9 protein-coding genes are annotated in these 14,991 nt (G+C 73.9%); 3 read left to right on the top strand and 6 right to left on the bottom strand.

What is annotated here, in order from left to right; all coding sequences use genetic code 11:
- Nucleotides 1–18 precede the first annotated feature (18 nt).
- Nucleotides 19–246, top strand: coding sequence for a hypothetical protein (locus ACFQ6N_RS14190; RefSeq protein ID WP_380649166.1), 228 nt, complete (start codon nucleotides 19–21; stop codon nucleotides 244–246).
- Nucleotides 247–420: 174 nt separating this feature from the next.
- Here ACFQ6N_RS14190 and ACFQ6N_RS14195 read toward each other — a convergent pair whose 3' ends face one another.
- Nucleotides 421–3,234 carry a hypothetical protein gene (locus ACFQ6N_RS14195; protein ID WP_380649167.1) on the bottom strand — a complete coding sequence of 938 codons (2,814 nt, stop codon included), beginning with the start codon at nucleotides 3,232–3,234 and terminating at the stop codon, nucleotides 421–423.
- Nucleotides 3,235–3,876: 642 nt separating this feature from the next.
- On the opposite strand from ACFQ6N_RS14195, the gene ACFQ6N_RS14200 reads away from it, so the two are divergent.
- The gene (locus ACFQ6N_RS14200) at nucleotides 3,877–6,744 is read left to right on the top strand and encodes a SpaA isopeptide-forming pilin-related protein (RefSeq protein WP_380649168.1); all 2,868 of its coding nucleotides are present in this window, start codon (nucleotides 3,877–3,879) and stop codon (nucleotides 6,742–6,744) included.
- A 119-nt stretch (nucleotides 6,745–6,863) separates the two neighbouring features.
- Here the strand turns inward: ACFQ6N_RS14200 and ACFQ6N_RS14205 are convergent, their stop codons facing one another.
- Nucleotides 6,864–7,505: a DUF4360 domain-containing protein gene (locus tag ACFQ6N_RS14205; protein ID WP_380649169.1), complete on the bottom strand. Its 642-nt coding sequence runs from the start codon at nucleotides 7,503–7,505 to the stop codon at nucleotides 6,864–6,866.
- A 442-nt stretch (nucleotides 7,506–7,947) separates the two neighbouring features.
- Here ACFQ6N_RS14205 and ACFQ6N_RS14210 point away from each other — a divergent pair, with 442 nt between their 5' ends.
- Nucleotides 7,948–9,240 carry an MFS transporter gene (locus tag ACFQ6N_RS14210; protein WP_380649170.1) on the top strand — a complete coding sequence of 431 codons (1,293 nt, stop codon included), beginning with the start codon at nucleotides 7,948–7,950 and terminating at the stop codon, nucleotides 9,238–9,240.
- A 12-nt stretch (nucleotides 9,241–9,252) separates the two neighbouring features.
- On the opposite strand, the gene ACFQ6N_RS14215 is transcribed toward ACFQ6N_RS14210, so the two are convergent.
- The 4 genes from ACFQ6N_RS14215 to asnB form a co-directional block, all read right to left on the bottom strand.
- Nucleotides 9,253–10,128 carry a helix-turn-helix transcriptional regulator gene (locus ACFQ6N_RS14215; protein ID WP_380649171.1) on the bottom strand — a complete coding sequence of 292 codons (876 nt, stop codon included), beginning with the start codon at nucleotides 10,126–10,128 and terminating at the stop codon, nucleotides 9,253–9,255.
- Nucleotides 10,129–10,239: 111 nt separating this feature from the next.
- Nucleotides 10,240–11,097: a class I SAM-dependent methyltransferase gene (locus tag ACFQ6N_RS14220; protein ID WP_380649172.1), complete on the bottom strand. Its 858-nt coding sequence runs from the start codon at nucleotides 11,095–11,097 to the stop codon at nucleotides 10,240–10,242.
- Entirely contained in the window at nucleotides 11,094–13,157 is a 2,064-nt protein-coding gene (locus ACFQ6N_RS14225) for a 4-hydroxyphenylacetate 3-hydroxylase N-terminal domain-containing protein (RefSeq protein WP_380649173.1), read from the bottom strand. The genes ACFQ6N_RS14220 and ACFQ6N_RS14225 overlap by 4 nt, the downstream gene beginning before the upstream one ends.
- Nucleotides 13,154–14,989, bottom strand: a complete 1,836-nt coding sequence (gene asnB / locus ACFQ6N_RS14230) for an asparagine synthase (glutamine-hydrolyzing) (protein ID WP_380649175.1) — start codon at nucleotides 14,987–14,989, stop codon at nucleotides 13,154–13,156. Before asnB ends, ACFQ6N_RS14225 begins: the two co-directional genes overlap by 4 nt.
- Between the last annotated feature and the right edge of the window lie 2 nt (nucleotides 14,990–14,991).

A 14,991-nucleotide genomic window follows, 5' to 3' on the forward strand; every position in this document is an offset into this window, starting at 1 on the left:
GGGCCCATACTGGACGTGATGACAAAATTTTCAGCAGGTCACCGCCCCCTGCCCGGCAGCCCCTTCAAGCCTCGGGTGGAGCCCCCGCGCAAGTACTTCGCCGTCGGCGACCGGGTCACCCATGACGGGTTCGGCCTCGGCATGGTCATCGGCGTCGAAGGCGACGGCGACATCGCGGTCCTCGTCGACTTCGGATCACGGCAGGAACGCGTTCCCCAGCCGTACACCGCGATGTTCAAACTCTGACGTCGGATGCCCGGACGCCCGGCCCCTCGGCCGATCGTGCCGTGCAGCAAGGCGTCACGCGCAGAGCAGTGGAAAGGGGCGAGGCCCCGCACGCCCCGTAACGGTGGCGCGCGGGGCCTCGTGTCGTAGCCGGCCCGGGCCGGGACGGTCAGGTCCGCCCCGCTCGTCCCGCTGTCACGACTGCTCCCCCGCCCGCAGTTCGGTGGCGATCTGACGCCGCCCGGCGATCAGCGTCTCCAGCACCACCCCGAGGCCGACCAGCAGGGCCAGGCCCGCGGTGGGCAGCAGTACCGGCACCAGCACGGGGGTGATCACCTCGCCGACCCTGGCGCCGACCAGGGTCGAGATGTCGAAGGCTCCGCCCAGCAGTCCGACCGCCGCCAGGGCGACCAGGCCCCCGCCGACGGCCGCTGCCAGGGTCTGCGGCAGCGCCTCGGTGACGATCAGCGCGAGCCCCTGCCGGGGCCGCAGGCCCATCGTCCGCAGCCTGGCGAGCAGCGCCGTGCGGTCGGGCGCGGCCCGGAACAGCGTCAGCAGCACCGCGAGCAGGGCGAACCCGGCGCCGGCCGCCGCCGCGTACCAGAACAGCCGCCCGGCGGCGTGCTGCAGCGGATCGTCGCCGAGCTCGGCGGCCCTCTCCCGGCTGCTGTGCACCGTGTACCCGGCGGGCAGGCCATGGGTGGCCTTTCCGACGGCCTCCGCGCCGTCCGCGACCAGCTTGGCGACACCGGTCGGCTGGGCCCCGCCGTTCTTGTCCCGCAGCGCCGCCCTGACCTGCTCGGGGTCGACGTCGCCGACGGCGAACCACTCGTTCAGCCGCTTGGTGTCCGGCAGGCGCTCCCAGGCGGGACCGGCGGGGACGACGATGAACGGTTTGCCCGGGTCCGGCAGCGCGGGCGTGGCGACGACGGTCTCGGCGACGGTGAGGCGCAGGTCGTTGCCGTTGGGCGTGCGCACCTGGGACGACCCGGCGGCCAGGCGCTCGGCCAGGTCGCGGCTGACCAGCGCGGGCACCGGGCTGTCCGGGCCGCCGGGGGCGGCCGCCAGCTTCGCCGGGTCGAACTCGCCGACCCCGAGGGTCCGGGCGATCTCGGCGTACGCGTTCGGATCGACCACCATCACCAGGTGGGCCTCGGTGTAGCTCCGGTCGGCGCCGGCGATGCGGGCCTTGGACTCGACCCACGCCGCGGTCGAGGCCCGGGCGCCCGGCAGTTCGCCGACGGCCTTGGTGAACGACTCGCTCAGGGTGGCGTAGCCCGGGAGGGAGACGCTGATGTCCCCGCCCGTGGAGATGCGCGCGGCGCGGGTCCGCACCTGGTCGACGGTGGTGAGTACGGTGGCGCCGAAGCCGGTCGTGGTGACGGCGATCAGGAGGGCAAGCAACGGCAGGGCGGAAGGCCGCCGACGGCCCGAGGTGTCGCGGGCCGCCCGGGCCAGGCCGAGGAAGCCCACCAGTCCGCGGCCCCGGCCGGCGAGCGCGGCCAGCCACCCGACCAGCAACGGCTCGATCCGGGCCAGCAGCAGGCCGCCGGTGACCGCGAGCAGCAGCGGAGCGGCCACCAGCAGCGGATCCAGTCCGGCGCCGGTGCCGACGCCCCGGCGCCGGACCTCGGCCACGGCCGCGGCGGTGACCGCCAGGACGGTGAGTTCGCCGACCAGCCGACGCCGGCCGCCCGCCGCCCGCGGGCGCGCCCAGAGCAGGGCGGCCCGGGCCGGGAAGGCCAGCAGGGCGATCAGCGTCGCGGCCAGGGCCGCCGACACCGCGTACTCCCACCGGGGGGTGGGCAGCAGCACCAGCGCGAGCGCCGTCCCGAGCACGGCGGCGGGCAGGACGGTCACCGCGCCCTCGCCCAGCAGCCGCCGCGCCACCCCGGCGAGGGAGCCGCCGCGGGCCCGGAGCAGCCGGATCTCGGCGGTGCGCCGGTCCGTGCTCAGGGCGGCGGCCAGGAACAGCACCACGGTGGCGACGCCCGCGACGCCGGCCGGGCCGATCGTGCTGAGCGACAGCGAGGCCCGGTAGCGGTCGTCCGCCCGGCGGAGGAGGTCGGGGAGGCCCGAGGAGGTGTGCAGGTCGGGGCGCCCGGTCAGGCCGGCCAGGGCGGTGGCGTCGCGCCCGGTCATGAAGGAGGCGAGGATGCCGCGGGTGCGGTCGAGTCGGTCGGCGTGCAGCGAGGCGGCATCGACGGGCAGCCGCCAGAAGTTCTCGGCGTTCGTACCCCAGTGGGCCATCGCGGGCAGGCTGCCGCCGTCGACGAATCCGGTGGTCGCCCAGTGCTCCTGCCGCGGATCGGTCCGCAGACAGGCGCGGTCCGGGCAGCCCAGGTCCTGCCAGAACGGGTCCTGGACGTCGTTGACCCGGTAGAGGCCGGCCACCACGGCGGTCCGCTTGGCGCCCGCGCCCTCCTCGCCGTTGTCGATGACGTCACCGAGCTTGATGTGGATGGTCTCGGCGGCCTTCTTGCTGATCACGATCGGCAGCGGGTCTCCGACGGCGGCGGGGGTCGGCCAGGTGCCGTCCGTCAGCGTCACCCGGTCGGCGAGGCCGTCCAGGTAGAGCAGGCCGAGGGTCGGGTCGGTCTTCTTCTCCGCGATCCGGACGTACTCCGGATTGCCCATGCCGTGGTCGACCACGGAACGGGCGCCGTAGGCCCAGCCCTGCCGAGTCAGCGTCAGCTGACGGCCGACCGCCTCGGCGAGCTGCCCCTGCACCCGGTCGAGGTCGACGGCCTTGTCGTCCTTCTGCGTCTTGGAGGTGGTCTGCAGACTGGTCTGGTTGACGCCGTTCTGACGGACGAAGTCCTGGAGCGCCGCGTCCGCGCCCCGGTCGGCGACGCGGGGGAAGGCCGCCGCCAGGAAGACCGTGACGAACGCCAGGGCCGCCATCAGCAGCGCGGCCAGCGGACTGGCGCGCAGCCGGGTGTGGACCCAGGGCGCGGGGCGCCGGACGGGACGGGGGTCGGGCACGGTGGTGCCGGCCTGGGTGGTCACATCTCCTCCACGAGGCGCAGCCGGTCGGCCCGTCTCGGCATTCGGTCACCGGATAGCGGACGATGCTGTCAGATCCGATCCGGGAACGGAAGGGACTTGCGCGAATCAAGTGGGAAATGAGCAAATCCCTTGCATTGACCGCTTCTCCGCCGGATAACGGCCCACTGCAATGCCATGCACACTTCACGGATTCGGCCTAGCGCACGCCTTTGACCAGGCAACTTCTCCCTTTGCGAATTCCCGTCCGATACGGTGAACCCGCGCAGCCGGTCCATCCGTTTCCCCGACGGCCACCGACGCCCGTATTCCGATTTATGCATTCATGGATCGATCGGCGTGACAGCACGTCATTTCCCGTGCTTCTGCCGTGGAAGAGCCGCACCCGCCGGCCCGCACCCCGCCCGCGCCTCCGCCCACGCCTCACCCGCGACGCCGGCTGAGCCACCCGCCGGGCCGCCCGGCCGCCCACCCGCCGGTCGACCTCGGCGGCCCGCTCACCGACCCGTCCGCCGCGTCCGGTACAGCCGATCGGGTGCACTCGGCGCAGCGTTGTGACGAAACCGCCTGCGAATCGCAGGCTGCCGCTCCATCCCGGTCAAAACATCTGATCCTCCATTGCTTTTATATGATGAGAGGACAGAGGTGAAGTCCAGTCAGCACCCGGTGACCGCCGTCACCTGGAGACATCGGCTCGGCAGGGCGGTCGGTTCCGTCCTGACCCTGACGCTCGTGCCCTTCGGCATGTCGCTCGTCGCACCGTCCGCCGCCCAAGCGGCCACTCTTCCCGGCAACCTCGGACCATGCCTGGGCGCGGACTGCCCGGCGACCTTCCCACCCGTCAACAACGGCCCCTTCGCCGGCCGCGACGCCGGCGTGAACATCTTCGTCGGCGGCGACTTCTCCATCCGGGGTTCGGCCGCCGAGGCCGAGGGCCACGTGGTGACCCTCGGCAACGTCGACATGAACAAGGCCGCCGGAGCGAGTTCCGGGTACAACGTCGGCATCGCCGGCGTCGGCTCCCGGGTCCCCCCGCCCGACGGCGCCGACTTCCTCACCGCCGGAGGCAACGTCACCGTGGCCCCGGGGCAGCGGCTCCTGGCCGACGGGGGCGTCGTCCGCTACGCGGGCACGGCGACCGGCACCATCACCGGCACGAAGACCCAGGACCCGCAGGCCGTGGCCGCCTACACGCCGCTGCGCGGCCAACTCCAGACGGCCAGCGCGTGCTACGCCGGTACCCCCACGCCCCGGCCCGCCACCGGAACCGCCGTCAACCAGGGCTTCCAGACCCTGCTCACCGGTGACGGCACCTCCGCGCTGCAGGTCTTCAACGTCGACTTCGACATCGCCGGACCGGGCGGCTCCACCCAGGGCATCGTGTTCGCCGGCATCCCCGCGACCGCGACGGTCCTCGTCAACCTCGTGGGCCCGGCCCGCACCATCAACACCTACAGCGGCAGCCTCCTGGACAACGACCCCCTGAACCAGCTCCGCGAACGACTGCTGTGGAACTTTCCCACCGCGACCACCGTCACCCTCACCGGGTCCGGGCAGTTCCAGGGCAGCGTGCTGGTCGGCAACCCGGGCAGCACCGCCACGGTCAACCTGCCCGGCACCAACGGACGGTTCTTCACCACCGGCTCGCTGCTGCACAACTCCGGTTCGGGCATGACCGGCACCGAGTTCCACGCCTACCCGTTCAACGGCAACCTCCCTGACTGCGGCAACCCGCCCGCCCCCACCGCGTCGACCAACGTGACCAAGGTCGACTCCGTCACCGCGCAGCCGCTGGCCGGCGCCACCTTCCAGCTGTGGCGCGAGACCAACGGCGTCACCGGCCTCCAGGCCACCGGGACCACCCCGGACACCAAGGTGGGCGCCCCCTGCACCACCGGGACGAACGGCGTCTGCTCCACCACCGGCCTCCCGCTGGGCACCTACTACTGGCAGGAGACCGCGGCACCCCCCGGCTACGACCTGCCGCAGACCGCGGTGACCACCGTCGTCCTCGACACGGACGGGCAGACCGTCCCGGTCACCGTCAAGGACACCAAGTCCCCGATCGTCGAGACCGGGTCCACCAGCGTGCTGAAGGTCGACTCCGCCACCTCGCAGCCGCTCGCCGGCGCCACCTTCCAGCTGTGGCACGAGACCAACGGCGTCACCGGCCTCCAGACCACCGGGGCCAACCCCGACACCCCCGTCGGCTCCCCCTGCACCACCCCCGCCAACGGCACCTGCTCGGCGAGCAACCTCCCGCTGGGCACCTACTACTGGCAGGAGACGGCAGCTCCTCCCGGCTACGACCTGCCGGACCTCAATGTGACCACCGTCGTCCTGAACACCAACGGACAGAACGTCGCCGTCACCGTCGCCGACGCCAAGACCGCCACCCCCACCGGCAGCACCAGCGTGCTGAAGGTCGACTCCGCCACCTCGCAGCCGCTCGCCGGCGCCGTCTTCCAGCTCTGGCGCGAGACCAACGGCGTCCCCGGCCTCCAGACCACCGGAGCCAACCCCGACACCGCCGTCGGCTCCCCCTGCACCACCCCCGCCAACGGCACCTGCACCGCGGACGGCCTGCCGCTCGGCACCTACTACTGGCAGGAGGTCTCCGCACCCCCCGGCTACGACCTGCCCGACCTCAGCGTGACCACCGTCGTCCTGAACACCAACGGACAGAACGTCGCCGTCACCGTCGCCGACACCAAGACCACCGCCCCCACCGGTACCACCAGCGTGCTGAAGGTCGACTCCGCCACCACGCAGCCCCTCGCCGGCGCCACCTTCCAGCTCTGGCGCGAGACCAACGGCGTCCCCGGCCTCCAGACCACCGGCACCAACCCCGACACCGCCGTCGGCTCCCCCTGCACCACCCCCGCCAACGGCACCTGCACCGCGGACGGCCTGCCGCTGGGCACCTACTACTGGCAGGAGACCGCGGCACCCCCCGGCTACGACCTGCCGCAGACCGCGGTGACCACCGTCGTCCTCGACACCAACGGCCAGAACATCCCGGTCACCGTCAAGGACACCAAGACGGTCACCCAGACCGGCTCGACCAGCGTCACCAAGGTGGACGCCGACACCGGACAGCCGCTCGCCGGCGCCGTCTTCCAGCTCTGGCGCGAGACCAACGGCGTCCCCGGCCTCCAGACCACCGGGGCCAACCCCGACACCCCCGTCGGTGCCCCGTGCACCACCCCGGCCTCGGGCGTCTGCTCCGCGAACAACCTCCCGCTCGGTACCTACTACTGGCAGGAGACCGCGGCACCCGCCGGGTACGACCTGCCGCAGTCCGCGGTGACCACGGTCGAGCTGACCAAGGACTGCCCGTGCGTGGAGGTCACGGTCGAGGACCACAAGACGTGCCCGCCGGAGCCGTGTCCGCCCGACCCCTGCCCGCCGGAGCCGTGGGCGTCATTGGGGTCGTTCGGCTCGTGGGGCTCATGGGACGCGTGGAACCGGCTGCACCACAAGCCGTATCCGCACGAGCACTTGAGCGCATGACCGCATGACCGCATGATGTGACGGCCCGGCCGGAGGAACCGACAGCGGCTCCTCCGGCCGGGAGGTCACGAAGTCAGGGGGTCAGGGGGTCAGGGGGCGGGGACTCAGGGGTCGGGGGCTCAGGGGCACTGCTTCCACGCGAGGTGGTACAGCGTGTTGATGCTGCCGTCCGTGGAGTCCATCGTCATGAAGCTGGTGGTGCGGGCCGGGTCGGAGCCGCCGGCCGCGACCCGCAGTTCGGTGTTGATGTTGAAGTTGCGTTCCTCCCCGCACGGGGCCCAGACCAGGGCGGCGACGTCGACGGTGTCCGTCGCCTGCCAGCTGTCGTCCCTCGGACCGTCGAACCGGTGGGCCTGGTAGGCGGTCTGGGGCTGCCCCTGGAAGTAGTAGTTGGCCCGCTCTATCCCGCCGGCGCCCTTCTCCAGGTGGGCGAAGCCGCGGTAGTCGGCGGAGGCGATCGCGTAGGTGAAGCCCTGGGGGACGTGCACCCGCAGGTCGAGCTGGCAGTTCTTCCGGAAGTCGGTCGGCTTCGACCCGACGCCGACCTGGGCGAGGTAGTCGCTGTAGGTGACGGTGAAGGCGGTGTTGTCCGGGGAGACGGCCACGGCGGCCGTTCCCGCCGGACAACCGGAGCCGTTGACCGTCGCGACGTCGATCACGATCCGGTCCGGCGGGGTCGGGAGCGGGTCGACGCCGAAGGCCGACGGGCCGGACAGCGACGCGGCGACGGCGGCCGCGGCGGCCAGTGCGCGGAGCAGCATGGGTTTCCCCTTCGATCGAGGATCTGGCACCGATGTGTGGCATGGACATGTCAGCACATCCCGGGGCTGCTGCCCAGGGGTCCGGCACCGGAACGCGCGGCGGCCCCGCCCCAGCCGCCACCCGGGCGAACTCGCTTCCCTCGGAAGCGAGTTCGTCACCCGCCCCCGGCATCCCGGCGGGCTGCCATCGTGGAACCGAGCGGACCGGCCCGGCAACCGGCCGTAGCAGGTCTCGCCATGAACGACAGGGTCGCGGGAGCGCCGACCGGCACCGCCGGGCTCAGCCTGTGAGCCCGAGTCACAGGATCAGGGCCTGTCTGGCTGGGTGCCGGGGCAGTCCGCAGGATGGCCGCATCGGACATCCCTGTCAGCCGTCGCGGCCGCTTCCGCCTGCCGTCCGAGGGCCCGGCCGCGCCTTCGTACCCGAAGGTGGTACTTCGCCGTGAGCAGCATCTCCGACCCGCCCCTGCCCGACCGGGCCGAGGAGGTCACGCCCCCGTCCGCCCGGGCCGAGGAGGTCCCGCCGCCGGCCGCGTCGGCGCAGGCCTTCGACCGGTGGCGCTACGCCGGGGTGTTCCTCCTGCTCTTCCTGTTCGGCACGGAGACCTTCCTGGTCTCGCCGCTGCTGCCGACCATCGCCGGCTCGGTCCACACCAGCGAGGCCGCCGCCGCCTCCAGCGTCACCGCCTACGTGCTGGTGTACGCCATCGCGGCGCCCTTCCTCGGGCTGCTGAGCGACCGGGTCGGCCGCCGCCGCACCCTCGTCCTGGGCACCGTGCTGTTCGTGCTCTCCAACGCCGCGGCGGCCCTGTCCACCGGGCTGACCCTGCTGGTCGTCTCCCGCGCGGTGGCCGGGCTGGCGGCGGCCGCGGCCGGGCCCGCGATCTGGGCGCACATCGCCGAGACCGCGCCCGAGGCGGTCCGCGGCCGGGCGCTCGGCCTCGGCATGGCCCTGTTCTCCACCGGCCAGGTGATCGGGGTGCCGCTCGGCGCCTTCCTGGCCGGACTGGCCGGCTGGCGTTCGGCGTTCTGGGCGCTGGCCATCGGCACCGCCGCGGCCGTGCCGCTGCTGCTGCGCCAGGTCCAGGCCCCGACGGCCAAGGCGACCGCGGCACGGGTGGGTGCCGTCCGGGCGATCCTGGCGGGCTGGGCCGACCCCACGCTGCGCCGCGCCCTGCTGGTCAACACCGCCTTCAACGCGGCCAACCTGGGCGCCTACACCTTCCTCGGCGCGCTGCTGGTGCAGCGCTTCGACCTCTCGGTGCAGGCGCTGGGCCTGGTGGGCGTGCTGGTCGGCGCGGGCAGCATCGCGGGTTCGCTGCTGGGCGGGCGGCTCGGCGACCGGGCCCGGGGCGCCGGGCGCTCCGACCTGCCGCTGCTGCCGCTGTGGGGCCTGCTGCTGGCGGCCGGCATCGCGGTGGCGGCCGAGGGGCCGGGCCTGGTGCTCGCCCTGGCCGGCGTGGTGGTGTGGTTCGTCGCCTCGGGCGGCTTCGTGACGGACCAGCAGACGCTGGCCGGCACCATCGCCCCGGAGTTCCGCGCGACCTCCAGCGCGTGGCTGACGTCGACCATGTACGCGGGGACCGGGGTCGGCGCCTGGGCGGTGGGCACCTTCGGCGACGTCGCCGAGGGCACGCTGCTGATCGGCGCCGGGCTCGCCCTGGTGGCCGCGCTCGGCGGCCTGGCGGTCAGCCTGGGGCTGCGCCGGGCGGCCGCCGCCGCGCCGCAGGCCTGAGCCCCTCCCGGGTCAGCCGACCCGGCGCTGCTCCTCCACGCCGCCGACCGCGCGCAGCGGGTGTTCGACCAGTTCGGACATCCGCGCCCGGTCGGCGGCGCCGACCGGGGTGAACAGCAGCACCGTCGCCGAGGGGTCGTCCACCGGGTGGAACGACGACAGGGTCAGCCGGACCGGGCCGAGCCCGGCCGGCTCGACGGTGACCGTGCGGACCGTCAGCTCCGCCACCGAGTGGCATCCCCACCAGTGGCGGAGCTCCGGCGCGTCCTCGTCCAGGTGCCGGTAGACCTCGCGGGTGCGGGGGTCGGCCAGGGCCGGCCCGGCCTGGGCGCGGAAGTGCTGGAAGACGTTCATCGCGAGCGGTTCCCAGTCGCGCAGCACCGCGCGCACCCGCCGGTGGGCGGCCATCACCCACATCAGGTTGCGCCGGTCGGCGGGCACGAACTCGGGCGAGCCCCAGAGCGCCGCCCACGCGCCGTTCCAGCCGCGCAGGTCGAAGTGACGGTCCAGCAGGACGGCCGGGCTGGTGGGCCAGGAGTCGAGGACGGGCTGGATCGCCTCGACGATGCGGTCGGCGCCCTCGGGGCCGGCCGCCGGGGCGGGCTCGTGGAAGCCGGCCAGGCGCAGGGCGTGCCGCAGGCCGGCGTCGTCCAGCTTCAGTACCCGGGCGATCGCCTCCAGCACCTGCCGGGACGCGGCGACCCGGCCCTGCTCGACCCAGGTGTACCAGGCCAGGCCGACGCCGGAGAGGGAGGCGACCTCCTCGCGGCGCAGCCCGGGGGTGCGGCGGCGGGTGGTGGCGGTGAGGCCGACGTCGGCGGGCTTGAGGAGTTCGCGGTGGGCGCGCAGGAAGGCGCCGAGTTCCCGTCCGGTGGGGGGAGTTGACACGGTGGGGCTCCTCGGCGTCGTTCGGTGCTGCGGGGTTCTCGGGGGGTACGGCCCCAGCGTAGGCGCAGCCCGCCGCCCACCCCAGGGGTGAGCGGCGGGCTACACACGCTGTTAACGGGAGGCCGGCTGCCGCGGGGTCAGGGTCCAGAGCCGGACGGGCATGTGGCTGACGTTCCCGCGCTCCTGCTGCCGGCGCCACGCGCTCTCGCCGACGGCGCGGAAGAACGCGGCCCGGCGGTCCTCCGGCACCAGGCGGCTGTAGTAGTCGCCGAAGGTGGCGGCGTGGAAGTGCTCGTACTGTTCGGCGCTGTCGACGGTGACGACGGCGTCGCGCTCCAGGTGGCCGGCCACCGTGAGGTGCGGGCCGATCACCGCCGCCAGGTCCTCGACGGTCCTGGTGCGGGTCGCGATCGGCAGCACCCCGCCGGCGGAGAACACGCCGGGCACCTCGTCGTACGGGGTGCCGAGGGCCACCAGGGCGTCGCGGACCAGTTCGTCCTCGCCGCCGAGGCCGTGCCCGTCCCGGGCGGGGTGGTAGCTGGTGAGCAGGAACCGGCCGCCGGGGGTGAGGTGGGCGCCGGCCCAGGCGAAGATCCGCTCCTCGTCCGGGTACAGCCAGTGCAGCACCGAGGTCTGGGTGATCAGGTCGGCCCGGAACGGCAGCGGTTCGGGCCTGGTGAGGTCGGCCTGGTGCAGGGCGACCCGCTCGCCGTACGGCCGCAGCCGGTCGGCGGCCTCGGCGATGCGGTGCTCGGAGCGTTCCAGGCCGACGGCGCGCCGCAGGCCGGGGAAGCGTTCCAGAGCGGCCTGCAGCAGCTGGCCGATCCCGCTGCCGAGGTCGATCAGGGACTCGGGGGTGTCGGTGACCTGGTCGAGCACCCAGTCCCGGTCCTGGACCTGCCGCAGCCGGCTGGCGTCGGCGTACCCGGCGAGGGTGCGGGACTGGATCTCGACGGCGGACGCGCTCACTTCTGCTTCTCCTCGGCGCTGGTGGGGCGGTCGACCAGGTGGAGCAGGCGCTCGCGGGCCTCGCTCTGGTCGTACCGCTTGAAGAGGTTGATCCGGTTGCGGGCGAGGTCGCCCCGGTGCACGTACTCGTAGAGGTCCTGGCGCTGGCCGAAGCCGTCGCCGGTGAGCTCCCAGGCGATCCGGAACAGCCGGGCCTTGCGCTCGGCGTCGATGCCGCGTCCGCGCATGTAGCGGTCCAGGTGGGGGCGCAGCCGGGGGTTGGCGAGGTCTCCCTCGGTGGGCTGGATGAGCAGTCCCGAGGCGCCGATCCGGCGGACGATCTCGACGGCGCTGCCGGCCACCTCGGCCGACCAGACCCGGGAGGCGGCGGTGTCGCCGGGGGCGAACAGGCCGCCGTCGGTGAGGCCGCCGCGTGCTTCGGCGGCGTCCAGGAAGTACTCGGTCAGCTCGGCGTACCCGGCGAGGCGCCCGAGGTCCTCCTGGATGTTGCGGAAGCCGTCCACGCCGATCGACTCGGCGACGAGGGTGGCGGTGGCGAGCAGGGTGCGCAGCCGCTCGCGGTAGCGGATGTGGCCGACGTAGGCACTCCAGGCGTTGATCCGGCCGAGGCCGAGCCGGGCCAGGGCGGCGTCGCGGAGCAGGAAGACGCGCTCCCAGGGCACCAGGACGTCGTCGAAGAACAGCATCGCGTCCTGCTCGTCGTACCGGGCGCCGAGCGGGTGGGCGTGGCCCCAGGGGGCGCTGCCGAGCGGCTCGCGGGCGAGCGTGACCAGGCCTGGGGTATTGAGGGGCAGCGCGAACCAGCTGACGAACTGCTCGCCGCGGCCCTCGGTGAAGGAGGCGGAGAGGTAGACCAGCACCTCGTGGGCGAGCGGGGCGAGGGTGGTGAGCTGCTTGGCGCCGCGCACCACGATGCCCTTGTCGTTCTCCTCGATGACGCGCAGGGCGAGGTCCGGGTCGTCCAGCGGGTTGGCGGAGCGGTCGATCTGCGGGTCGCCGAGGGCGTGCGAGAGGACGAGGTCGTTGGTGGCGCAGTGCCGGTACCAGGCCTCGGCATTGGCGCCGAAGCGCGGGTCGGCGCCGGCGAGCCGGTTCCGGAAGTCGTAAAGCCCGACGGCGATGGAGGCCATGAAGGCGGGTGAGCGGCCCTGCTGTCCGAGTGCCTCGGCGTGCCAGAACTCGGCGCTGCGGCGCTGCACCCGCAGGTCGTCGAGGGTGCGCGGGGGCTGGTAGGCGCGGGCCAGCCGCAGGCCGCTGTCCGGGTCCTGCCAGGTGAGCAGGTCGCGGTGCTCGGGGTCGTGCTGGAGGTCGATCAGTCGGGCCAGTTCGTCCACGGCCGGGCGGAACGCGGGGTGTTCGGCGGGGTTCGTGATCCGCTTGCCGTCGAGGTAGAGCTCGCGGCCGTCGTCGAGTTCGGCCCGGTAGCGGTCGCCGGTCAGCAGGCCTCGGGCGGTGGCGGGCGCGCCGCGACCGGTGACGGTGTCCAGCAGTGTCATGCGCCAACTCCGGTGGTGGTGAGGGGGGGTCGGGGCCAGTACGCGGTACTGGCCGTCGTGGTAGAGCAGGGGTGCGCCGTCGCCGCGGGCCGCGGCGGCGACCCGGCCGACCAGGATGGTGTGGTCGCCGCCGGGCAGGGCCGTGTGCAGCCGGCAGTCGAACCAGGCCAGGGCGGACTCGACGAGCGGGGCGCCGGTGGCGGCGGTCCGCGTCGGTACGGCGGTGAACGCGCCGAGGGCGCGGCCGGCCCCGGGGGTGGCGAACCGGCGGGCCACGGCGGCCTGGCGGTCCGTCAGTACGGACAGCCCGAACCGTCCGGAGGCGCGGGCCGCGGCGACCAGCGGGCTGTGCCGGCCGATCGCGACGGTGACCAGCAGCGGGTCGAGGGAGAGGGTGCTGAAGGAGGAGACGGTCTTGGCGAAGACCTCCTCGCCGGAGCGGGTGGTGACCACCGCGACCCCGCTGGTCCAGCCGCGGGAGGCGGCCCGGAAGTCCTCCTCGCGGACCGGGTCCGCGGCGTCCACGGTGTCCGGGGCGGGCGCGGCCTGCGCGGCGCCGCTCATCGCAGCCCCACCTTGTAGGCACGCAGCCACTCGTCGACCTGGACCAGGTGGTCGAGGCCGCCGACCGGGTTCGGCGCGGTGCGCGGGCTGGGCAGCGGTCGGCCCTCGGCGAGCAGCCGGCGGACCAGATCACGGTCCACCAGCTCGAAGACCGGCGCGTTCGGGTCGGCCAGCAGCTCGTGGGCCCGGGCCGTGAGCACCTCGGTGTAGCGCACGGCCGGGGTGGACGGGTAGCCGCTCTTGGGGCGGTCGGTGACCTGCGGCGGGAGCAGGTCGCGGACGGCGTCGCGCAGCAGCCCCTTGGAGCGTCCTTCCGGTGCCTTGAGCGCCCACGGGACGTTCCACAGGTACTCCACCAGGCGGTGGTCGCAGAACGGCACCCGCACCTCCAGCCCGACCGACATCGACACCCGGTCCACCCGGTCCAGCAGCGGGGGCAGCCAGCGGGTGAGCGCGAGGTGGAAGACCTCGCGGATCCGCGCGTCGGCGGCCGACTCGCCGGGCAGGCGCGGCACTTCGCCGAGCGAGCGGTGGTAGGCGGCGGCGGTGTACTCCTCGGGGCGGACCTCGGCCCGGACGTCCGGGCGCAGCAGGTCCGCCGGGGTGGCCCGGCCGTGCAGCCAGGGGAAGGTCGGGGCGCCGACGGCGGCGGCGTCGTGGAAGTAGGGGTAGCCGCCGAAGATCTCGTCGGCGGCCTCGCCGGAGAGGGCGACGGTGGAGCGCCGCCGCACCTCGCGGAAGAGCAGGTGCAGGGAGGCGTCCATCTCGCCCCAGCCGGGGCGGTCGCGGGCGCGCAGGACGGCGTCGCGGGCGTCCAGCAGGTCGTCGTCGGGGACCAGGACGGTGGTGTGCAGGGTGCCGATGTGTTCGGCGGCGGCCTCCACGTACGGGGCGTCGCGGGTGGTCCGCCAGGCGTCGGGGGTGCGGTCGGCGCTGCCGGGGAAGTCCACCGAGAAGCTGGTGATCTTGCCCTGGCCGGCCCGTTCGCGGGCGGCGGCGGCCAGGGCGGTGACGGCGCTGGAGTCGACGCCGCCGGAGAGCAGGGTGCACAGCGGCACGTCGCTGATCAGCTGGCGTTCGACGGCGTCGGCGAGCAGGTCGCGGACGGTCTGCCGGGTGGTCGCGGCGTCGTCCCGGTGCTCGGCGGACTCCAGCTGCCAGTACCGGACCTCCCGGGTGGCGGCGCGCTCGACGACCACCAGGTGGCCGGGCCGGACCTCGTGCAGGCCCCGGAAGATCCCGTGGCCGGCACTCGGCGCGGCGGGCAGCGCGAACAGTTCGGCGATGCCCTCGGTGTCCAGTTCGGCGCGGAACAGCGGGTTGGCGAGCACGGCCTTCGGCTCGGAGCCGAACAGCACGCCGCTGCGGTGGGCATGCCAGTAGAGCGGCTTGATGCCGAGGTGGTCGCGGACCAGCAGCAGTTCCTCGCGCCGGGCGTCCCACAGGGCGTAGGCGAAGATGCCGTTGAACCTGGTCGGCGCGGACCTGCCCCACTGGAGGTGGGCGCGCAGGACCACCTCGGTGTCCGAGCGGGTCCGGAAGACGTGCCCGAGGGCCTCCAGTTCGGTGCGCAGCTCGCGGTGGTTGTAGAGCTCGCCGTTGTAGGCGAGGACGGCGGCGGCGTCCGGTCCGGGGCGGTCGGCGAGCGGCTGGGCGCCGCCGTCCGGGTCGATCACGGAGAGCCGGCGGTGGCCGAGGGCGGCGTGGCGGGAGAGCCAGACACCGTCGGCGTCCGGGCCGCGGCAGGCCAGGGTGGCGGCCATCTCGCGGACGGTGCCGGCGTGGTGGAGGAGGTCGGTGTCCCAGTCGATCCAACCGGTGATTCCGCACATGG

It is taken from the genome of Kitasatospora sp. NPDC056446 (assembly GCF_042796115.1).
Classification (GTDB): domain Bacteria; phylum Actinomycetota; class Actinomycetes; order Streptomycetales; family Streptomycetaceae; genus Kitasatospora.

What these genes read in the sequence shown, in the direction of transcription:
- ACFQ6N_RS14190 (WP_380649166.1), top strand. Translation starts at nt 19, where the DNA reads ATGACAAAATTTTCAGCAGGTCACCGCCCCCTGCCCGGCAGCCCCTTC.
- ACFQ6N_RS14205 (WP_380649169.1), bottom strand. Translation starts at nt 7,505, where the DNA reads ATGCTGCTCCGCGCACTGGCCGCCGCGGCCGCCGTCGCCGCGTCGCTG.
- ACFQ6N_RS14225 (WP_380649173.1), bottom strand. Translation starts at nt 13,157, where the DNA reads ATGAGCGGCGCCGCGCAGGCCGCGCCCGCCCCGGACACCGTGGACGCC.
- asnB (WP_380649175.1), bottom strand. Translation starts at nt 14,989, where the DNA reads ATGTGCGGAATCACCGGTTGGATCGACTGGGACACCGACCTCCTCCAC.